The organism is Castellaniella defragrans (assembly GCF_014203015.1).
In the GTDB taxonomy this organism is placed as follows: Bacteria; Pseudomonadota; Gammaproteobacteria; order Burkholderiales; family Burkholderiaceae_B; genus Castellaniella; species Castellaniella defragrans.
In genome coordinates this window covers 204,817-224,664 of record NZ_JACHIB010000001.1, presented here as the reverse complement: position 1 = coordinate 224,664, position 19,848 = coordinate 204,817, and the positions used below count along the sequence as shown (strand labels likewise).

Annotated in this window: 20 protein-coding genes; 10 read left to right on the top strand and 10 right to left on the bottom strand. The window is 69.5% G+C overall.

The annotated features are described in order from the left end of the window. Positions 1-28 precede the first annotated feature (28 nt). The 6 genes from HNR28_RS01015 (at position 29) to HNR28_RS00990 (ending at position 7,786) form a co-directional block, all read left to right on the top strand. The gene (locus HNR28_RS01015) at positions 29-316 is read left to right on the top strand and encodes an FmdB family zinc ribbon protein (RefSeq protein WP_043679559.1); all 288 of its coding nucleotides are present in this window, start codon (positions 29-31) and stop codon (positions 314-316) included. A 12-nt stretch (positions 317-328) separates the two neighbouring features. Then, on the top strand, positions 329-979 hold the full coding sequence (locus tag HNR28_RS01010) for a DUF502 domain-containing protein (RefSeq protein WP_151024451.1): 651 nt from the start codon (positions 329-331) through the stop codon (positions 977-979). A 31-nt stretch (positions 980-1,010) separates the two neighbouring features. Next, positions 1,011-2,804, top strand: a complete 1,794-nt coding sequence (gene aspS, locus HNR28_RS01005; RefSeq protein ID WP_151024452.1) for an aspartate--tRNA ligase — start codon at positions 1,011-1,013, stop codon at positions 2,802-2,804. Between the two features lie 16 nt (positions 2,805-2,820). Next, positions 2,821-3,672, top strand: coding sequence for an endonuclease/exonuclease/phosphatase family protein (locus HNR28_RS01000; RefSeq protein ID WP_151024453.1), 852 nt, complete (start codon positions 2,821-2,823; stop codon positions 3,670-3,672). Between the two features lie 186 nt (positions 3,673-3,858). After that, on the top strand, positions 3,859-4,764 hold the full coding sequence (gene rpoH, locus HNR28_RS00995; RefSeq protein WP_043679571.1) for an RNA polymerase sigma factor RpoH: 906 nt from the start codon (positions 3,859-3,861) through the stop codon (positions 4,762-4,764). 421 nt (positions 4,765-5,185) lie between these two features. After that, on the top strand, positions 5,186-7,786 hold the full coding sequence (locus tag HNR28_RS00990) for a cation:proton antiporter (RefSeq protein ID WP_151024454.1): 2,601 nt from the start codon (positions 5,186-5,188) through the stop codon (positions 7,784-7,786). Between the two features lie 2 nt (positions 7,787-7,788). Here HNR28_RS00990 and HNR28_RS00985 read toward each other — a convergent pair whose 3' ends face one another. From HNR28_RS00985 to HNR28_RS00965, 5 genes are all read right to left on the bottom strand, one after another. Continuing rightward, entirely contained in the window at positions 7,789-8,403 is a 615-nt protein-coding gene (locus HNR28_RS00985; RefSeq protein WP_043685509.1) for an SCO family protein, read from the bottom strand. Positions 8,404-8,486: 83 nt separating this feature from the next. Beyond that, complete coding sequence (gene cyoE, locus HNR28_RS00980; RefSeq protein ID WP_043679577.1) at positions 8,487-9,392, bottom strand: heme o synthase; 906 nt, start codon at positions 9,390-9,392, stop codon at positions 8,487-8,489. A 45-nt stretch (positions 9,393-9,437) separates the two neighbouring features. Continuing rightward, the gene (locus HNR28_RS00975; protein ID WP_151024455.1) at positions 9,438-10,550 is read right to left on the bottom strand and encodes a COX15/CtaA family protein; all 1,113 of its coding nucleotides are present in this window, start codon (positions 10,548-10,550) and stop codon (positions 9,438-9,440) included. Next, positions 10,550-11,161 (bottom strand): SCO family protein, encoded by a 612-nt coding sequence (locus tag HNR28_RS00970; RefSeq protein WP_043679578.1) that lies wholly within the window; start codon positions 11,159-11,161, stop codon positions 10,550-10,552. The genes HNR28_RS00975 and HNR28_RS00970 overlap by 1 nt, the downstream gene beginning before the upstream one ends. Continuing rightward, entirely contained in the window at positions 11,158-11,937 is a 780-nt protein-coding gene (locus tag HNR28_RS00965) for an SURF1 family protein (protein ID WP_151024456.1), read from the bottom strand. The genes HNR28_RS00970 and HNR28_RS00965 overlap by 4 nt, the downstream gene beginning before the upstream one ends. Before the next feature lie 35 nt (positions 11,938-11,972). Here HNR28_RS00965 and HNR28_RS00960 point away from each other — a divergent pair, with 35 nt between their 5' ends. Next, positions 11,973-12,179, top strand: a complete 207-nt coding sequence (locus HNR28_RS00960) for a twin transmembrane helix small protein (RefSeq protein WP_043679581.1) — start codon at positions 11,973-11,975, stop codon at positions 12,177-12,179. Between the two features lie 123 nt (positions 12,180-12,302). On the opposite strand, the gene HNR28_RS00955 is transcribed toward HNR28_RS00960, so the two are convergent. The 5 genes from HNR28_RS00955 to coxB form a co-directional block, all read right to left on the bottom strand. After that, positions 12,303-13,178 (bottom strand): cytochrome c oxidase subunit 3, encoded by an 876-nt coding sequence (locus HNR28_RS00955; protein ID WP_043679584.1) that lies wholly within the window; start codon positions 13,176-13,178, stop codon positions 12,303-12,305. A gap of 28 nt (positions 13,179-13,206) precedes the next feature. Next, the gene (locus tag HNR28_RS00950) at positions 13,207-13,401 is read right to left on the bottom strand and encodes a DUF2970 domain-containing protein (protein WP_170288450.1); all 195 of its coding nucleotides are present in this window, start codon (positions 13,399-13,401) and stop codon (positions 13,207-13,209) included. Further along, positions 13,398-13,514 carry a cytochrome oxidase small assembly protein gene (locus HNR28_RS18090; protein ID WP_043679589.1) on the bottom strand — a complete coding sequence of 39 codons (117 nt, stop codon included), beginning with the start codon at positions 13,512-13,514 and terminating at the stop codon, positions 13,398-13,400. The genes HNR28_RS00950 and HNR28_RS18090 overlap by 4 nt, the downstream gene beginning before the upstream one ends. An 11-nt stretch (positions 13,515-13,525) precedes the next feature. Further along, the gene (gene ctaD, locus HNR28_RS00945; RefSeq protein WP_151024458.1) at positions 13,526-15,136 is read right to left on the bottom strand and encodes a cytochrome c oxidase subunit I; all 1,611 of its coding nucleotides are present in this window, start codon (positions 15,134-15,136) and stop codon (positions 13,526-13,528) included. 79 nt (positions 15,137-15,215) lie between these two features. Then, positions 15,216-16,376, bottom strand: coding sequence for a cytochrome c oxidase subunit II (gene coxB / locus HNR28_RS00940; RefSeq protein ID WP_151024459.1), 1,161 nt, complete (start codon positions 16,374-16,376; stop codon positions 15,216-15,218). Positions 16,377-16,756: 380 nt separating this feature from the next. On the opposite strand from coxB, the gene HNR28_RS00935 reads away from it, so the two are divergent. The 3 genes from HNR28_RS00935 to glmU all read left to right on the top strand — a co-directional run bounded on the left by HNR28_RS00935 (position 16,757) and on the right by glmU (position 19,736). Next, positions 16,757-17,599, top strand: a complete 843-nt coding sequence (locus HNR28_RS00935) for an NUDIX hydrolase (RefSeq protein ID WP_052355526.1) — start codon at positions 16,757-16,759, stop codon at positions 17,597-17,599. A 38-nt stretch (positions 17,600-17,637) separates the two neighbouring features. After that, on the top strand, positions 17,638-18,243 hold the full coding sequence (locus tag HNR28_RS00930) for a PhaM family polyhydroxyalkanoate granule multifunctional regulatory protein (RefSeq protein ID WP_170288548.1): 606 nt from the start codon (positions 17,638-17,640) through the stop codon (positions 18,241-18,243). A 125-nt stretch (positions 18,244-18,368) separates the two neighbouring features. After that, positions 18,369-19,736 (top strand): bifunctional UDP-N-acetylglucosamine diphosphorylase/glucosamine-1-phosphate N-acetyltransferase GlmU, encoded by a 1,368-nt coding sequence (glmU, locus tag HNR28_RS00925; RefSeq protein WP_043679604.1) that lies wholly within the window; start codon positions 18,369-18,371, stop codon positions 19,734-19,736. The last annotated feature ends 112 nt before the right edge of the window (positions 19,737-19,848 follow it).

Sequence of the window (19,848 nt, the reverse complement as noted above, 5' to 3'; positions counted from 1 at the left end):
GGCCGTCGATCATTTCGGAATCATCGCTGTGCCTATCTACGCCTATCGTTGCAGCCGCTGCGGCCATGAGCAGGACGTGCTGCGGAAAATCTCCGATCCCCCGCTGAAGACCTGTCCGGCCTGCGGCGAGGACGCCTACGAAAAACAGGTGACCGCGGCCGGCTTCCGCCTCAAGGGCACCGGCTGGTACGCCACCGATTTCCGCGGCGGCGGCAAACCCGCGCCCAAATCCGCCGATGCGGCGGGCGGCGCCGCGCCGGCAGCGGCCGCGGCCCCCGCCTCCGGCGGCACCCCGCCCGCCTCGACGTCGGGCTGATTCCGGGAATCCATGCGCTTTCTCAAACGCTACTTCATCACCGGCCTGCTGATCTGGCTGCCGCTGGTGGCCACGGTCTGGGTGCTGACCATCCTGATCGGCACCCTCATGTCCCTGGTGCCTTCGTTCCTCTCGCCCGAGGCCCTGTTCGGGGTGGCGATCCCGGGGTTCGAGCTGGTCCTGGTCCTGGCCGTGATCCTGCTCACGGGGCTGTTCTGCGCCAATTTCATCGGCCGTGCCATCCTGTCGCGCTGGGAATCCCTGCTGGGGCGCATCCCCCTGGTGCGCTCCATTTATAATTCGGTCAAGCAGGTCAGCGACACCGTGTTCGCGCCCAACGGCCAGGCCTTCCGCGAGGCCGTGCTGGTGCAGTATCCGCGCCAGGGCGCCTGGACCATCGGCTTCCTGACCGGCACCCCCTGCACCGAGATCGCCGCGCTGCTGGACGGCGATTTCGTCAGCGTCTACGTGCCCACGACGCCCAATCCGACGTCGGGCTTCTTCCTGATGATGCCGCGCGCCGATGTCCAGGTGCTCGACATGTCGGTGGAAACGGCACTGAAATACATCGTGTCCATGGGGGTGGTGGCGCCGCCCGGCCTGCCGCCCCAGACGCAGATGGACCTGCCGGCCGTGGAATCCCCCGACGGACAGGCCCATTGAAACTCGAACAATTCCTCTGACGGAGCCATTCTTGAACCGCACTTGCTACACCGGCGAGGTGTCCAAAGCCCACCTCGACCAGACCGTGACCCTGTTCGGCTGGGTGCATCGCCGCCGCGACCATGGCGGCGTGATCTTCATCGACCTGCGCGACCGCGCGGGCCTGGCCCAGGTGGTGGTGGACCCGGACAACGAGGCCGCGTTCGAGACCGCCGAACGGATCCGCAACGAATACTGCCTGCGGATCACCGGCCTGGTGCGCCTGCGCCCCGCCGGCACCACCAATCCCGACCTGCTCTCGGGCGAAGTCGAGATCCTCTGCCGCGAGATCGAGATCCTCAACGCCTCCGTCACGCCGCCGTTCCAGCTCGACGACGACAACCTGTCCGAGACCACGCGCCTGACGCACCGGGTGCTGGACCTGCGCCGCCCGCAGATGCAGCGCAACCTGATGCTGCGCTACCGCGTGTCCATGGTGGCGCGCAACTACCTCGACGCGCTGGGCTTCATCGACATCGAGACCCCGATGCTCACGCGCAGCACGCCGGAAGGCGCGCGCGACTACCTGGTGCCCTCGCGCGTGAATCCGGGCGAATTCTTCGCACTGCCCCAGTCGCCGCAACTGTTCAAGCAGATGCTGATGGTGTCCGGCTTCGACCGCTACTACCAGATCACCAAGTGCTTCCGCGACGAGGACCTGCGCGCCGACCGCCAGCCGGAATTCACCCAGATCGATTGCGAGACCTCCTTCCTCGACGAAGTCCAGATCCGCGAGATCTTCGAGGGCATGGTGCGCGAGATCTACCGCCAGGTGCTCGGCGTGGCCCTGCCCGATCCCTTCCCCGTCATGAGCTGGGAAGAAGCCATGCGCCGCTTCGGCTCGGACAAGCCCGACCTGCGCGTGAAGCTGGAATTCACCGACGTGGCCGACCTGATGCGCGACGTGGGCTTCAAGGTCTTCGCCGGCCCGGCCAACGACCCGGCCTGCCGCGTGGTGGCCCTGCGCGTGCCCGGCGGCGCCAGCATGCCGCGCAGCGAGATCGACGCCTACACCCAGTTCGTCGGCATCTACGGCGCGCGCGGCCTGGCCTACATCAAGGTCAACGACGCCGCCTCGATTCCCGACGGCCTGCAGTCGCCCATCGTCAAGAACATCCATGCGGACGCCCTGCGCGCCCTGATTGAACGCACCGGCGCGCAGAGCGGCGACCTGATCTTCTTCGGCGCCGACCGCGCCAAGGTCGTCGCCGACGCCATCGGCGCCCTGCGCGTGAAGATCGGACAGAGCGAGTTCGGCCGCGCCAACGGGCTGTTCGAGCCGGGCTGGAAGCCGCTGTGGGTGGTGGACTTCCCCATGTTCGAGTACGACGAGGGCGAAGGCCGCTACACCGCCGCGCACCACCCCTTCACCTGCCCCAAGCCGGGCCACGAGGACCTGCTGGAGACCGATCCGGGCAAGGCCCTGGCGCGCGCCTACGACATGGTCATGAACGGCTGGGAAGTCGGCGGCGGCTCCGAGCGCATCCACCGCGCCGACGTCCAGCGCAAAGTCTTCAAGGCCCTGAAGATCGACGAGGAAGAAGCCCGCCTGAAGTTCGGCTTCCTGCTCGACGCCCTGCAATATGGCGCGCCGCCGCACGGCGGCCTGGCCTTCGGCCTGGACCGTCTGGTGACGCTGATGGCGGGCGCGGAATCCATCCGCGACGTGATCGCCTTCCCCAAGACGCAGCGCGCCCAGTGCCTGCTGACGCAGGCGCCGTCGGCCGTGGACGAAAAGCAGCTGCGCGAGCTGCACATCCGCCTGCGCCAGACGGAAGCCAAGTAGGGCGGGGAGACCGGCCATGCCCGTGCTGCGGGTCGTCAGCTACAACATCCACAAGGGCCGCTCGGCCACGGGTGGGCGGGAATCGCTGGCCGATCTGCGGCTGGGCCTGTACGGCCTGCGGCCCGACCTGCTGTTCCTGCAGGAAGTGCAGGGCCGCAACCAGGTGCGCGGCAGCCTGGACGCGCAGCACGAATCCCTGGCGGCGGCCCTGCACATGCAGGCCGCCTACGGCTGCAACGCCGTGCGCCAGGCCACCGACCACGGCAACGCGCTGCTGTCGCGCTATCCCATCCTGTACTACGAGAACCAGGACGTCTCCGATCACCGCCTGGAGCAGCGCGGCCTGCTGCACGGCGTGGTGCGGGTCGGCGACGTGCCGGTGCATTGCCTGGTGGTGCACCTCGGGCTGCTGGCGGGCGGGCGCTCGCGCCAGATTCAGGCGCTGGCCGACCGCATCCAGCGCCTGGTGCCCGCGCACGAGCCGCTGCTGATCGCCGGCGACTTCAACGACTGGACCAACCGCCTGGCGCCGCTGTTCGTCGAGCAGCTCGGCCTGGTCGAGGTCTTCGCCGCCGCGCCGCAGGGAACGGACGAGATCTACCGCCTGCGCCGCACCGTCTCGCGCCTGCGCGAGCGCCTGGCCTGGCTGCCGGGCCAGGGACTGCGCCAGGTGCCGGAGCTGTCCATGAACGGCAATGCGCGCCTGACCCCGCCGCCGCGGACCTTCCCGTCCGTGTTCCCCTGGCTGCGGCTGGACCGCATCTATCAGCGCGGCTTCGCCGTGCGCCGTGCGCGGGTGCTGCACGGCTCGCCCTGGAAGAAATTATCGGACCACGCGCCGCTGGTGGCGGACCTGGAACTGCCCTGAGGGGGTTGGCGGGCTGCGATCGGCGGGAAAGCGGGATCCGGCCCGGATCCGGCGGACCGGAAACGGGGAACTTTCCCGCCGGGGGACGGCCAAAGATTCCTGACCTTGAAATTCGTTACCTTGAAATTAGCACTCTTCTCTGGAGAGTGCTAACATGAATTCCTCCAGCACGAGGACCTTGTCACCATGACCCTCTCTTCGTCCGCCCTGTCGCTCGCGCCGTCCCAGCTGTCGCTGGCGATCTCCAATCCCGGCGCGCTCGGCACCATCGATGCCTACATCAACGCCGTCAACCGGCTGCCGATGCTGTCAGCCGACCAGGAAGCCGACCTGGGCCGCCGCCTGCGCGACCACAACGACCTGGACGCCGCGCGCGACCTGGTCCTGTCGCACCTGCGGCTGGTGGTCTCCATCGCCCGGCAGTACCTGGGCTACGGCCTGGCGCACGCGGATCTGATCCAGGAAGGCAACATCGGTCTGATGAAGGCCGTGCGCCGCTTCGATCCCGACCGCGGGGTGCGCCTGGTGTCCTTCGCCGTGCACTGGATCCGCGCCGAGATCCACGAATACGTGGTGCGCAACTGGCGCCTGGTCAAGATCGCCACCACCAAGGCGCAGCGCAAGCTGTTCTTCAACCTGCGCCGCATGCGGCCCGACGGCCGCAGCCTGGGGCCGGAGCAGGTCGCCGACATCGCGCGCGAGCTCGACGTGCGTCCCGAGGACGTCGCCGAAATGGAAGTCCGCCTTTCGGGCGGCGACTGCGCCCTGGACGCCCCGGCCGACGAGGAAGACCGCTACGCGCCGTCCGACTGGCTGGCCGACGAGGCCCAGCAGCCCGACCGGGTGCTGGCGCGCCGCGGCATGGACGCGCTGCAGGGCGAGGGCCTGGAACACGCCCTCTCGTCCCTGGACGCGCGCTCCCAGCACATCGTGCGCGCCCGCTGGCTGGCCGACGACGGCGGCGCCACGCTGCACGAGCTGGCCGACGAATACGGCATCTCCGCCGAACGGGTCCGCCAGATCGAATCGGCCGCCCTGAAGAAACTGCGCATCGCCCTGAGCGACCGCCAGGCGGACTTCGAGGCCGCCTGAGCCTTTTCCTCCGTCCGGGCCGTCCTTCCGGGCGGACATCCGTTTTCGCCCGGCGCGCGGAATCGGCCGTCCGCCGGGCGCCATCCGGCGCGCTTTCCCCACCCGGGTCCGAAACACTCTTTTGCATCTTCCCCGCCCCCGCCGTGAACTTTCCGCGCCGCGGACGGACCAATCCTCCATGAACGCGCGCCGGCCACGCCGGCCCCACCGTTCTGTCGTCCGCTTCTGCTTCTCCTCTTCCCCTCCCTATCGAAGCGGATGTTCCCGGGATGCCGCCAGGCATCCCTTTTTTTTGCCGCCGTTTGCCGTCCGGGCCGCCGTTTCGCCAGGGGCCGCACGGTCGGACACATCATTTTTCTAGGGAACTGGCTCTCCGGGCCTGTAACATATCACCCGGATGGTTTGAACGCGTTCCCTCATCATGAAAATCGGCCTGCTGGTATTCGGCCTGGCGGGGCTGCTGGCCCTGGTGTCCTTCATGCCCCCCCTGGCGGGCCGCCTGCGCCTGCCTTATTCCGTGCTGCTGGCCATCGTCGGCTTCATCCTGGGCGTCGTCATCCACGTGCACGGCTGGGCGCCGGGCGTCGTGGCCGACTTCCTGGATACGCTGCAGCACTTCGAGATTTCCTCCGAGACCTTCCTGTTCGTCTTCCTGCCCGTGCTGCTGTTCGAGACGGCGCTGGCGACGAACCTGCGGCGGCTGCTGGACGACATCAGCCCCATCCTGGTGATGGCCATCGTGGCCGTCGTGGTCTGCACCGTGGCGGTCGGCTTCTCGCTGGCGGCGATTTCCACCTACGGGCTGGTGGTCTGCCTGATGCTGGGCGCCATCGTCGCCACCACCGATCCGGTGGCGGTCGTGGGCATCTTCCGCGAGGTCGGCGCGCCGCGCCGCCTCACCAACCTGGTCGAGGGCGAGGCGCTGTTCAACGACGCGGCCTCCATCGCCCTGTACTCGGTGCTGCTCAGCGTGCTGTTCGGCGGCACCGCGCCCGCCGTGACGGAGATCTTCCGCGGCTTCATGGTCAGCTTCCTGGGCGGCGGCCTGGCCGGCCTGGTCATGGGGCGGGCGGCCATCGAGCTGTTCCGCTGGCTGCGCGGCTGGCCCGCGGCCGAAGTCACCCTGACCGTGGCGCTGGCCTACCTGACCTTCTTCATCGCGGAGCACTACCTGGGGGTGTCGGGGGTGGTGGCCACCGTGATCGCCGGCCTGGTGGTGGGCTCCGGCGGCCGCACGCGCATGTCGCCCACCACCTTCGAGCAGCTCGAAGGCGCCTGGGCGCAGTTCGGCTTCTGGGCCAATTCCCTGATCTTCCTCTTCGCCGCCATGCTGATCCCGCGCATGATGGCGGAAATCACCTGGATGGAAGTCCTGCTGATCCTGGTCGTGTTCATCGTCACGCTGTGCGCGCGCGCGGTGATCATCTACGGCCTGCTGCCCCTGCTGGGGCGGCTGCGGCTCAGCACCGAGGTGAGCCCGTCCTACCGGGCCGTGATGCTGCTGGGCGGCCTGCGCGGGGCCGTGTCCCTGGCGCTGGCGCTGGCCGTCACCGAGCAGCCGGCCGTGCCCCACGAGGCGCGGCAGTTCATCGCCGTGGCCACGACCGGCTTCGTGCTCATGACCCTGTTCATCAACGGCCTGACGCTGCGGCCGCTGATCCACCGGCTGGGGCTGAACCAGCTCTCGCCCGTGGACCGGACCCTGCGCGACCAGGCCCAGGTGGTGGAACTCGAAGCCCTGCGCCTGAAGATCGACGACATCGCCCACAACGAGCACATCGGCAGCGAGGTGCTGGAGCGCCTGCACGCGGTGTTCGACGCCAGCCAGGCCAGCATGGACGCCACGCAGGTGCATCAGCTGTCGCGCGACCAGAAGGTCGCCGTCGGCATGGGCATGCTGGCGGGCCGCGAGGAAGAGATGTTCTTCGAGACCCTCAAGGCCCAGGTGGTGGACTGGCGCACGGCCGAATCGCTGCTGGCGCGCGCCGAGCGGCTGGGGGACGCGGTGCGCTCGGGCGGCCTGCGCGGCTTCGAGGCGGCGATCGACGGCGACCTGCGCTATTCGCATGGGCTGCGGCTGGCGCTGCGCCTGCACCACCTGACCGGCTGGCAGGGCTGGCTGGTGCGCGAGCTGGCCCAGCGGTTCACCAACCTGATGTGCAAGTGGTCCGTGGCACGGCGCCTGATCCAGTTCGCCCGCACCGACGTGCAGCCGCTGCTGGGGGCGGAGGTCACGGAAATCATCGTGGCCGCCCACCAGCGCCGCCTGACGCTGCTGGAAGGCGCGCTGCAGGCCCTGGCGCTGCAGTACCCCAACTACGCCCAGTATCTCCAGGAAGCCTATCTCGCGCGCATGGCGCGCGCCATGGAGCGCATCCGCTACCGCGACATGCTGGCGCACAACCTCATCAGCGGGGAAACCTATTCCGACCTGATCCAGCAGGCGGATGCGCGCTGGGGGAAGCTGGAAAAGAGCGGCGTGCTGGACATCACCATGAGCGCGGCGGCGCTGGTGCAGCGGGTGTCGCTGTTCGAGGGCATGGACGAGCGCACCATGGCGGCCATCCGTCGCGTGCTCAAGCCCCGCCTGGTCGTGCCGGGCCAGGAAATCCCCACCCGCTTCGGGCGCAGCCGCGCCATGTATTTCGTCGCCTCGGGGGCGGTGGTGCTGGACCTGCCGGACGGCACCACGGCCGAACTGGGCAGCGGCCAGATCTTCGGGGAAATGGCGCTGGTCATGGACCAGGACTTCCAGGCGCGGGCGCGGTCGCTGGGCTACAGCCGCCTGCTGATGCTCCAGGAACGCGACTTCAAGCGCCTGCAGCAGCAGTATCCGATGCTGCGCGAGAAGATCGAGCAGATCGTGCGCCAGCGCCTGCGGGCGGTGGAGGTCTGGCAGCAGTTCGAGTCCGGCGAGCGCCAGCACGAGCCCCTGCCCGATCTTGCCCGGATCGCGGCGGCCGATGCGGCGCTGGCTGGCGCGGCGCAGGCGCCGGCCGACGCGCCGCCCACGGCGGCCTGAGCCTACAGCAGCAGCTTGATGTCGTGGGCCATGTCCTCGGGCGTCAGGGACGGCCCGAGCAGGGCGCGGGCCTCGCCCTCGCGGTCCATCAGGTAGAAGGCCGACGAGTGGTTCATGGCGTAGTGCTCGGGCGTCGGCCCGGGCTCCTTGGCGTAGAAGGCCTTGAAGGAGCGCGCGGTCTTGTCCAGCTGTTCCGGGGTGCCGGTCAGGCCGACGAAGGACGGATCGAAGGCCTGCACGTAGGCGCCCAGGATTTCAGGCGTGTCGCGCGCCGGATCCACCGAGACCATGATGACGCGTACCTCGCCGGCCTTGTCGCCCAGCAGCTGCAGGGCCTGGGCGGCCTGCGCCATGGCGGTGGGGCAGACGTCGGGGCATTGCGTGTAGCCGAAGAACACCAGCAGGACCTTGCCCCGGAAGTCGGCCAGCGTGCGCCGCTGGCCGGTGGTGTCGATCATGTCCAGGTCGCGCCCCAGCTGGGAGCCGGTGATGTCGTTGCCCTCGAAGGGCAGCGGCTCGGCCTTGGAGGAGCAGCCGGGCAGGGCCAGGGCGAGGGGCAGGGAGGAGAGCGCGGCGGCCAGCAGCCTGCGGCGCGGAAGCGAGAACGGCATGTCCATCATCCAGGTCGGTGAATCGGCCGGGGCGGCGCCGCGGCGCGCGCCCGGGTCGGGGTTCCGCCGGGTCGGCCGGGAGGACTCGTTCAGAGGCTTTCCAGAACCAGGCCGACCCAGTGATCCAGCAGCAGCGCGGCGAACAGCAGCGCCAGATACAGGATCGAATAATGGAACAGTTTACGCGCCCTGGCGTCGGAGTAGTTTCGATATAGCGCAAGGGATTGCCACACGAAGCGGCCGCTGAGCAGGCAGGCGGCGGCGAGGTAGGCCGGACCGCTCATGCGCACGACGTAGGGCATCACGGATGCCGCGAACAGCGCGATGCTGTAGAGCAGGATGTGCAGCTGGGTGAAGTTCTGCCCGTGCGTGACCGGCAGCATGGGCAGGCCGGATTTTTCGTAGTCGTGGTGGCGGTACAGGGCCAGCGCCCAGAAGTGGGGCGGCGTCCAGATGAAGATGATCAGCACCAGCAGCCAGGCCTCGGCCGGCACGGCGTCGGCCATGGCGGCCCAGCCCAGGGCCGGCGGCATCGCGCCCGAGAGGCCGCCGATGACGATGTTCTGCGGCGTGAGGGGCTTGAGGATGGCGGTGTAGATCAGGGCGTAGCCGACGAAGCTGGCGAAGGTCAGCCACATGGTCAGCGCATTGACCTGGGTGTACAGGATCCACATGCCGGCGCCGCCCAGGATCCCGGCCATCAGCAGGACCTGGTGGCTGCCGATCTGGCCGGAGGCCGTGCCGCGCCATGCCGTGCGCAGCATGCGCGCGTCGGTCTCGCGCTCGACCAGGCAGTTGATGGAGAAGGCGGCCGCCGACAGCAGCCAGATGCCCACCGTGGCATTCAGCGCCAGCCAGGGATCGGGCAGGCCTGGCGTGGCCACGAACATGCCGATCACGGCGCAGAACACGGCCAGCTGCGTGACGCGCGGCTTGGTCAGCGCCAGGTACTGGCGCAGCAGGGAAGGGGGGCGGCGGGCGGCGGCTGTGGTCATGCTAGGCATTCTAGGCGCTTCCGGCGGCTTCGGGGCGCCCGGCGCCTAATGGGTTTCCCTGCCTTCCGGCGCTTCTGCGCGGCTGCGGGCGCCCGCGCGCGACAGGCGCCACAGCAGCGTGACGCCCACCAGGACCAGGCCGGCGGCGCCGCCGTTGTGCATCACGGCGATCAGCAGCGGCCATTGGAAGAAGATCGTGGTCAGGCCCGTCAGCATCTGCAGGGCCAGCAGGGCCAGCAGCAGGCGCGCAGGGCCCGCCAGGCCGGGCGTGCGGCGCCAGCGCCACGCCAGCACGCCCAGCAGGGCCATGACCAGGAAGGCGAAGTTGCGGTGCGTCCAGTGGATGGCGGTGAGCGCGTCCTGGGAGATGAGTTCGCCGGACGAGAGCTGTCCCAGCCCGCGCAGCAGGGCGTAGCCCTCGCCGAAGTCCATGGGCGGCAGCCAGGCGCCGTGGCAGGTGGGGAAGTCCATGCAGGCCAGCGCCGCGTAGTTGGTGCTGACCCAGCCGCCCAGCGCCACCTGCAGGAACAGCACGGCCAGCCCCAGGACCATCCAGGCGCGTCCCGCGCCCGGGCCCGCGGGAACGGGCGCGTGGGCCTTTTCCCGGGCGGCCAGCCAGGTCATCAGGGCCAGCAGGCTCATGCCCAGCACCAGGTGCGTGGTCACCACCAGCGGCATCAGCCGGTGGGTGACGGTCCAGGCGCCGAAGGCGCCCTGGACGCACACCATGACCAGCGTCCAGCCGGCCAGCGCCGGGCTGCGGCCGGGCAGGCCGCGCAGGCGCCAGGCGCACACGGCGATGGCGATGATGAGCAGGCCCAGGAGGGCGCCTGCGTAGCGGTGGATCATCTCGATCCAGGCCTTGAAGGCGCTGACCGGGCCGTAGGGCATGGCCTCCAGGGCGGCGCGGATGTGGTCGCCGGCGCCCAGGGGGCTGAGATGGCCGTAGCAGCCCGGCCAGTCGGGACAGCCCAGGCCGGAATCGGTCAGGCGCACGAAGGCGCCGAACATGATCAGGTCCAGCGTCAGGAACCAGGTCAGGAACACCAGCCTGCGGTAGCGCGCAAGCAGGCGCGGGCGCCCCGGGCCGTCGGCCGTGCGCCGCGGCGCGGCGGGCGCCGGGGAAGCGGGGGAGAGGGGGGAGGTCGTGGGGTCCATCAGCCGATCCGGGAGTTCCTCAGCAGCGTGCGGATGTCGTCGCGCACGGCCTCGGGCTGCTGCGCGTCGGGGAAGCGCATCATCAGGTGGCCCAGGGGATCGACGATCCACAGCCCCTGCGCCAGGGCGGCGGCGGGGTCCGCCGCCTCGGGCGCCAGCCAGGCCGCCAGCCGGGCCGGGTCGGCGCGCAGGACGTGCGTGCCGGCGTAGGCTTCGCCGACCACGGCGGCGGGGGGCGCGTCGTCGGTGATGAACCAGACGCGTTCCAGCCGGTCGACTTCCTTGCCCTGGCTGGCGTGGGAATTGCGCAGCACGAACAGGCCGCGCACGCAGGATTCCGGGCAGGCGCCGGGGCCCGTGCTGATCAGCAGCCACTGGCCCTTGAGCCGGTTCAGGTCGTAGGGCCGGCCCTGCGCGTCCCGCAGGTCCAGGTCGCCGGGGATGGGGCGCTGCGGCTCGATCAGCTGGCCGTAGTGCGTGCGCGTTCCGGGGCGCAGGCCCAGGGACGGCACGTAGTAGGCCAGCAGCGCGAACACCAGCGGTGCCAGGCTGACCAGCAGGATGGCGATGAGCGGACGGATGGAGCGGCGGCGTGCGGTGGCGGTCGTCATGCGTGCGGAGGAAGTGGGCGGCGGCGCAGGATGCGCCAGGCCGTGATGCCGGCCGCGACCAGCGCGATCGCGGCGAAGCTGAACCATTGTAGGGCGTAGTTGTAGTTCTGGCCGGCCTGCGTCGAGGGGCCGGGCCAGTCCTGGACCAGGCCCGCGTCCCGCGTGGGCGCCTGCTGCAGCACGACCGGCAGCAGGTCCAGGCCGGTGGCCGCCGCCAGCGTGTCCAGCGGCAGGTTCTGCAGGCGTGGCGGCTGCCCGTCGGCCGGAGGGAAGGGCGCGGGCAGGGCCGCGTCGGGCCGGCCGGTCAGGCTGCCCAGGTCGAACAGGCGGGGCACCCGGTGCAGCAGCGTGCCGTGGACCTCGACGGGGCCGGCGGCCGCGCTCAGGTCGGGCAGCGCGGCGGGCGGCAGCGGGCGGGCGACCCAGCCGCGCAGCACCAGCACGGCGGTGCCGGGGCTGCCCTGCAGTTCCAGCGGGGTCGCCACCCACAGGCCGGGCAATCCTTTGAGGTTGCGATTATCAAGGAGTACAGTAAATGGGTTCAGCCAGCGGCCGCGGGCGCTGGCCGGATGCCAGTCGGGGCCGTCGCGGTGCTGCGCATCCAGCACCCGGGCCGGCGCCCGGCGGCCCGCCTCGATGGCGGCCAGCAGCGCTTCGCGTTCATGGGCGCGGCGCAGCTGCCACTGGCCGGCTCCGATGCAGGCCGCGCCCAGCAGCGCCAGCAGGACCAGGGCCAGGACGGCCTTCGTGCGGGGTGCGGGTCGCGGCGGGGTCATACGGTGCTTACATCCTGGTGTTGCGGGGAATACCCATGAAAATCGTGATCGTCGTGCTGTTCCTGGGAGTGCTGGTCAGCCTGGGGTCGGCCCTGAAGTATCTCATGCAGGACCGGGGGCGCACGGACCGGATGGCCTGGGCCCTGACGTGGCGGGTGGGATTGTCGATCCTGCTGTTTCTCTTTCTGCTGCTGGCGCATGCCCTGGGCTGGATCAATGCGACGGGGCTGCGGGTGGGATGAACCCGGACGCGGGGCAGTCCCTGCGGACCGCCCCGCGCCGGGTGACTCCGAGCGGCTTGCGAGCCGCGAGGTGAAGAGCGGCTTCGGCTGACGCCGGACCCTGCTTGCTTCCCCGCGGATCGGCTACAGCCAGTACACGAAGATGTACAGGCCCAGCCAGACCACGTCCACGAAGTGCCAGTACCAGGCGGCGCCCTCGAAGCCGAAATGGTGCTCGGCGGTGAAGTGCCCGCGCACCAGCCGCAGCCAGATCACGGTCAGCATGGTGGCGCCCAGGATCACGTGGAAGCCGTGGAAGCCGGTCAGCATGTAGAACAGCGCGCCGTAGGCGCCCGAGGTGAAGCGCAGGTTCAGTTCGGTGTAGGCGTGGTGGTATTCGTAGGCCTGGCAGGCGACGAAGGCGAAGCCCAGGATCACCGTCAGGGCCAGCCAGAAGATCGCCTTGGAGCGGTGCGCCGCGCGCAGGGCGTGGTGGGCGATGGTCAGGGTGACGCCGGAGGACAGCAGCAGCGCGGTGTTGATGGTGGGCAGCCAGAACGGTCCCACGGTCTGGAAGGGCGCGATGGTGCCGGCCGGCCCCTGGTTCGGCCAGGCGCCGCTGAAGCCCGGCCACAGCAGGGTCTGGGTGTCCAGCGTGCTCAGCCACGGCGTGGTGACCTCGCGGGTGTACCACAGCGAGCCGAAGAAGGCCGAAAAGAACATGACCTCGGAAAAGATGAACCAGGTCATGCTCCAGCGGTAGGAGTGGTCGATGCGCTGGCTGTTCAGGCCGCCTTCGGATTCGCGGATGGCGTCGCCGAACCAGCCGTAGAGCACCACGAACAGGCTCAGGATGCCGATCAGGCAGAGCCAGGGGCCGATCGCGTAGCTGTTGACCCACAGGGCCGCGCCGACCAGGGTGGCCAGCATGCACAGGCTGGCCCGGATCGGGTGGACCGAATCCGGCGGGACGTAATAGTAGGGGGCCTCGCCGGCGTGGGCCGTGTGGGCGGTGGTCATCGTTGTCTCTCCTCTGGGTCTTCCGTCTTCAGGCCGTCGCCAGGCGCACGGCCCCTATCAGCAGCAATACGAACACCGCCCCGCCGATCAGGCCCGCCGCGATCAGGTGCGAGGGGCGGATGTGCGACAGGTCCTCGTCGTGGCCGGAGCGCTTGCGCAGTCCCAGGAACGCCCAGGCGACTGTGCGCATCGAACGCAGGAAGGTGTTGCGCGGTTGCGTCATGACACGATCCCGTACAGGTTCGCGCGCACGAAGGTCCAGACCAGGATGGCCACGGCGAACAGGGCCAGGATCCATCCGGTGCGGCGGTTGCGGCGGCGTTGCTCGGGCGTCATGTCGGGGTCTCTCAGCGGCCGGCCTCGAATACCGGCGGCGTGACGAAGGTATGGTGGGGCGCGGGCGAGGGCACCGTCCATTCCAGGCCTTCGGCGCCTTCCCAGGGGTTGGCCGCCACCCGGGCGCCGTGGCCGCGCACCGCCTTGATCACGATGTAGGCGAACAGCAGCTGCGACAGGCCGAACCAGTAGGCGCCGATCGTGGCGATCTGGTGGAAATCGGTGAACTGGGCGGCGTAGTCCGCGTAGCGGCGCGGCATGCCGGCCAGGCCGAGGAAGTGCATCGGGAAGAAGGTGACGTTGAACGAGATCATCGTCATCCAGAAGTGCCACTTGCCCAGGCGCTCGTCGTACATGTGGCCGCACCATTTCGGCAGCCAGTAGTAGGTGGCGCCGAACAGGGCGAACAGCGAGCCGGCCACCAGCACGTAGTGGAAGTGCGCCACCACGTAGTAGGTGTCCTGGACCTGGATGTCGATCGGCGCGACCGCCACCACCAGGCCGGTGAAGCCGCCGATGGTGAACACGAAGATGAAGCCGATGGCGAACAGCATCGGGGTCTCGAAGGTCATGGAACCGCGCCACATGGTGGCCGTCCAGTTGAAGACCTTGACTCCGGTGGGAATGGAAATCAGCATCGTGCCGTACATGAAGAACAACTGGGCGGTGACCGGCATGCCGGTGGTGAACATGTGGTGCGCCCACACCAGGAACGACAGGATGGCGATGGCGCAGATGGCGTACACCATCGACGCGTAGCCGAACAGCCGCTTGCGCGCGAAGGTCGGCACGATCTGCGACACCATCCCGAAGGCCGGCAGGATCATGATGTAGACCTCGGGGTGGCCGAAGAACCAGAACACGTGCTGGTACAGCACCGGGTCGCCGCCGCCGGCGGCGTTGAAGAAGTGCGTGCCGAAGTGGCGGTCGGTGAGCAGCATGGTGACGGCGGCGGCCAGCACCGGCATCACGGCCAGCAGCAGGTAGGCGGTGACCAGCCAGGACCAGCAGAACAGCGGCATCTTCATCAGGCTCATGCCCGGCGCGCGCATGTTCAGGATGGTGACGATGATGTTGATCGCGCCCATGATGGACGACGCGCCCAGGATGTGCACGGCGAAGATGGCGAAGTCCATGCCCGGGCCCATCTGCAGCGACAGCGGCGCGTACATGGTCCAGCCCGAGGCGTTGGCCCCGCCCGGCACGAAGAACGACGTCGTCAGCAGGATCGCGCCCACCGGCAGCAGCCAGAAGCTGAAGTTGTTCATGCGCGCGAACGCCATGTCCGAGGCGCCGATCTGCAGCGGGATCATCCAGTTGGCGAAGCCCACGAAGGCGGGCATGATCGCGCCGAAGATCATGATCAGCCCGTGCATGGTGGTGAACTGGTTGAACAGCTCGGGCTGGAAGAACTGGATGCCGGGCTCGAACAGTTCCGTGCGCAGCAGCAGGGCCAGCGTGCCGCCCTCCAGCAGCATGCAGAACGAGAAGATCAGGTACATCGTGCCGATGTCCTTGTGATTCGTTGCGAACACCCAGCGCCGCCAGCCCTGCGGGACGTGGTGGGCGTGTTCGTCATGCCCGGTATGGGGCGGGATGTGATCGACCGTGACGCTGCTCATGAATGCCTCCTTCCTGGGGCGCGCCGCCTTCCGGGCGGCGCGAGGAAAACTCTGTGAATTCGCCGTTGGGTTGTCCGGATCAGCGCAGCGCCTTGACGTCGGAGGGCTGCACGACGGGGTCGGGGCCCTTGCCGGCGTTGTCCCAGGCGTTGCGCGTGTAGGTGATGACCGCGGCGATCTGGGTGTCGCTGAGCTGGTCGCGGAAGGCGGCCATCGCCGTGCCCGGATGCCCGTTCAGCACCGTCTCGATCTGGCCTTTCATCGGCGCCAGCACGAATTTGACGTCTCCGTTCAGGGCCGGGAAGGTGCCCGGGATGCCCTGGCCGTTGGCCTGGTGGCAGGCTACGCAGGTGGTGGAGAAGACTTCCTTGCCCTTGGCGATCAGCTCGTCCTTGGACCAGGTCTTGTTCGGGTCCTCGGCGGCGGCCGCCATGGCGGTTTTCTGCTGGGCGGCCCACTGGGCGTAGTCTTCCTGGGACTTCACCTCGACCACGATGGGCATGTAGGCGTGGTTCTTGCCGCAGAGTTCGGCGCACTGGCCGCGGTAGATGCCGGGCTTCTCGGCGCGGAACCAGGTGTCGCGCAGGAAGCCGGGGATGGCGTCCTGCTTGACGCCCAGTTCGGGCACCATCCAGGCGTGGATGACGTCGGCGGCCGTCAGCACGACGCGGACCTTCTGGTTGACCGGCACCACCAGGGGATGATCGACTTCCATCAGGTAGGTGTTGCCGATGGGCGCCTTGCCGTCGATCTGGTCCTGCGGCGTGGACAGGTTCGACAGGAAGCGCACCCCCGTCGCCGGGCCGTCGAGGTATTCATACCCCCACTTCCACTGGTAGCCGGTGGCCTTGACGGTGAGGTCGGCGCTGGTGGTGTCCTTCATGGCGACCACGGTGCGGGTGGCCGGGATGGCCATGCCGACGATGATCATGAAGGGGATCACCGTCCAGGTGAGTTCCAGCCCGAGGTGCTCCTCGAACTTGGCGGCCTTGTGGCCCTTGTCCTTGCGGTGGCGGATGATGGAATACAGCATCACGCCGAACACGCCGATGAAGATCAGCGTACAGATGACCAGCATCATCCAGTGCAGGGAATAGATTTCCCGCGCGATGGGCGTGACCCCGGTGTGGAGGTTCAGCTGGTTGACCGCCGGACCTCCCGGCATGTCCTGAACCTGTGCCCCGGCGACTGTCGCCCACGACAGCGCGACCATGCCCAACGACCCTCTGACCATCTTCATGTTGTCCCTTTGGTTGGCGTGTATTTTTCAGGGTCGGTTGATCTTCGTCAAAGAAAGGCGAGAGAACGAGCCGATCCCGCACACATGGCTGGATCGCCAAGCCGTACAATGCACCGCGGCAAACTGGGTATCCTTATAAGCCTGAAGGGATTATAGCCACTGGCCGGGGCTTGTACAGGCTGGGCCGTGCTCCGCCCGCCGGCTTTTCCGGGTTTCCACCAATCTCCGCCGTGCGAGGATTCGCAGATTCGTCAGGCTTGGAGGCATCTCCAGCCGTGGCATCTATCCACCTCGCGGCTTGCATGCCGCTCCGATTCGTCCGGCACGAGGCAGTCCGCAGGGACTGCCCCGTGTCCGGACTCATCCACTACAATGCGCGGATGGATTCCACTGCAGCGGTCTTCGCCTTGAACGACCTCCAGGCGCGCAATGCGCGCCTGGTCCGCCGCGCCCAGCAGCTCCCGCCCGCGGGCGCCCGGCCGGCCACCATCGCGGGGCGGGTCGGCGGCTGGATCGGTCCGGCCGCGCTGGCGGCCGTCGCGGGCCTGCCCGGCGTGCGGGTCGAGCCCGAAGCCGTGCATTTCACCGCCGCGCCCGCCGCGCGGCTGGGCCTGGACGCCGTGCTGCGCGGCGTGGCGCTCGCCCTGCGGGACGCGGGCTGCATTCGCGCCTGGCGCGACGAACTGCTGGACGTCATGGCCGAAGGCCGCCCGCTGGGGCGCATCGAGCGTGGCGCCGTGCGGCCCCTGGGCCTGCTGACCCAGGCCGTCCACCTGAACGGCTGGTCGCCCGACGGATGCCTCTGGGTGGCGCGCCGCGCCCTCGACAAATCCACCGATCCCGGCCTGTGGGACACCCTGGCGGGCGGCCTGGTCGCCGCCGGCGAGGACCCCGAATCCGCGCTGCTGCGCGAAACCCTCGAAGAAGCCGGCCTGCCGGCCGTGGCCGTGGCGGCGCACGGGCCGCTGCGCATGGTGCTGCGCATGCACCGCCGCCTGGACGACGGCTACCAGGTCGAAAACGTGCTGCTCAGCGATTGCGTGCTGGAGGCGGGCGCCGCGCCCCGGAACCTGGACGGCGAGGTCCTGGAATTCCGCTGCCTGGCGATGCCGGAGCTGTGGGATATGATCACCCATGGCGCCTTCACGCTGGAAGCCGAACTGGCCATCCTGGATTCGCTGCGGCACCGCCTGCGGGCCGCGTCCGGCGGGGCGACCCCCTAATATCAATTCCGGCATGGTGCCGGCGGAGGCAATCCATCATGGCGCAAGAATCCACCAATCCCTTCGTGCTGCCCGGTTTCGGCCAGCAGGGCGAGGCCGCCCGCAATCCGCTGTTCGCCGGCCTGGACATGATGCGCCAGGCCTGGCAGAACATGGCGGGCGCCGGCGGCCTGGACGCCGCTCAGCTGACGCCGATGTCGCTGGAAGACCTCGAACGGCGCATCCGCGAGCTGCAGACGGTGCAGAACTGGCTGCAACTGAACGCCACGATGCTGGCCAACACCATCCAGGGCCTGGAAATCCAGCGCAGCACCCTGAAGACCCTGAAATCCTTCGCCGGCGGCGCCTTCGCGGGCGCGGAGGCGGCGTCCGCCGGCTCCGCCGATGCGGCGGACGCGGCCGGCGCGGCCGGGGCGGAATACGCCCGCGCGGCGGGCGACTGGTGGAACATGGTCCAGCAGCAGTTCGAGCATCTGGCGAGCGCGACCGCCGCCGGCCTGCAGGGCATGGCCGAATCCGCCGAGCAGGCGGCCGCCCCCGCCGCCAAGCGCGCCCCGGCCCGCAAGAAGCCGGCCGCCGCGGCGCGCAAGGCGCCGGCCGGGAAATCCGCGGCCAAGAAGACCGCCCGGCGGACGCGCGCCTAGGACCCGGCCCGCTTCATCCCCCGGACCCGCCCGGCCCGCGCGGCCGGCCCGCCGGCTCCCCGTCCGATTCCGGCTCCGTTTTCATCCCCGTTTCCATCCCTGTCTCCACACCCACGCGTCCTTTCATGCTGAACATCATCATTCTGGCCGCCGGCCTGGGCAAGCGCATGCAGTCCGACCTGCCCAAGGTCCTGCATCCGATCGCCGGCCGGCCCATGCTGGCCCACGTCCTGGATTCGGCGCGCGCCCTCTCGCCCGACCGGATCGTGGTCGTCACCGGCCACGGCGCCGAGCGGGTCCAGGCGGCCTTCGCGGGGCAGGACCTGTGCTTCGCCCTGCAGCAGCCCCAGCTGGGCACCGGCCACGCCGTGATGCAGGCCCTGCCGCAGCTGCTGGAAGGCGGCGCGGACGACGTCAGCCTGGTGCTCTACGGCGACGTGCCGCTGGTGCGCGCGGACACCCTGCGCGCGCTGCTTCAGGCGCGCGGCGAAGGCCTGGCGCTGCTGACCGAGACTCTGGCCGATCCCGCCGGCTACGGGCGCATCGTGCGCGACGGCGAGGGCCGCATCCGCCGCATCGTCGAGCACAAGGACGCCCGCCCCGACGAACTCGCCATCCGCGAGGTCAACACCGGCATCCTGGCCGCGCCCACGGCGGCGCTGCGCGACTGGCTGGGGCGGATCGACAACCGCAACGCCCAGGGCGAATACTATCTGACCGACGTCGTCGGCCTGGCCGTCGCCGACGGCGTGCCCGTGTCGCACGCCCAGCCCTCGGCGGGCTGGGAGACCCTGGGGGTCAACAGCCGCGTCCAGCAGGCCCAGCTCGAACGCATCTGGCAGGGCGAGCAGGCGCGCGTGCTGCTGGAGCAGGGCGTCACCCTGGCGGATCCGGCCCGCTTCGACCTGCGCGGCTCGCTGGCGTGCGGACGCGACGTCTTCATCGACGTGGGCTGCGTCTTCGAGGGCGAGGTGCACCTGGCCGACGGCGTGCGCATCGGGCCGCATTGCGTGATCCGCGACGCGCGCATCGGCGCGGGCACCACGCTGGACGCCTACACCCACGTCGAGGGCGCGCGGGTGGCCGAGGCGGCCCGCATCGGACCCTACGCCCGCCTGCGGCCGGGGGCCGACATCGGCCCGGACGCCCACGTGGGCAATTTCGTCGAACTGAAGAAGACCCGCCTGGGCCGGGGATCGAAGGCCAACCACCTGGCCTACCTGGGCGATGCCGAGATCGGCGAGCGCGTCAACGTCGGCGCGGGCACGATCACCTGCAACTACGACGGCGTCAACAAGTTCCAGACCGTGATCGAGGACGACGCCTTCATCGGTTCGGACACCCAGCTGATCGCGCCGGTGCGGGTGGGCAAGGGCGCCACGTTGGGCGCGGGCACGACGCTGACGCGCGATGCGCCCGCGGGCGAGCTCACCCTGTCGCGGGCGCGGCAGCAGTCCGTGCCGGGCTGGAAGCGGCCGACGCGGAAGTCTTGAGCCTGGATTCGGCGCCTGGGCCCGCCATGCCGGTGCCATGTTCAAAGCGTGGCATCTCTCCACGTCGCGGCCTGCATGCCGCTCCGATTCGTCAGGCGCCGGGCAGTCCGCA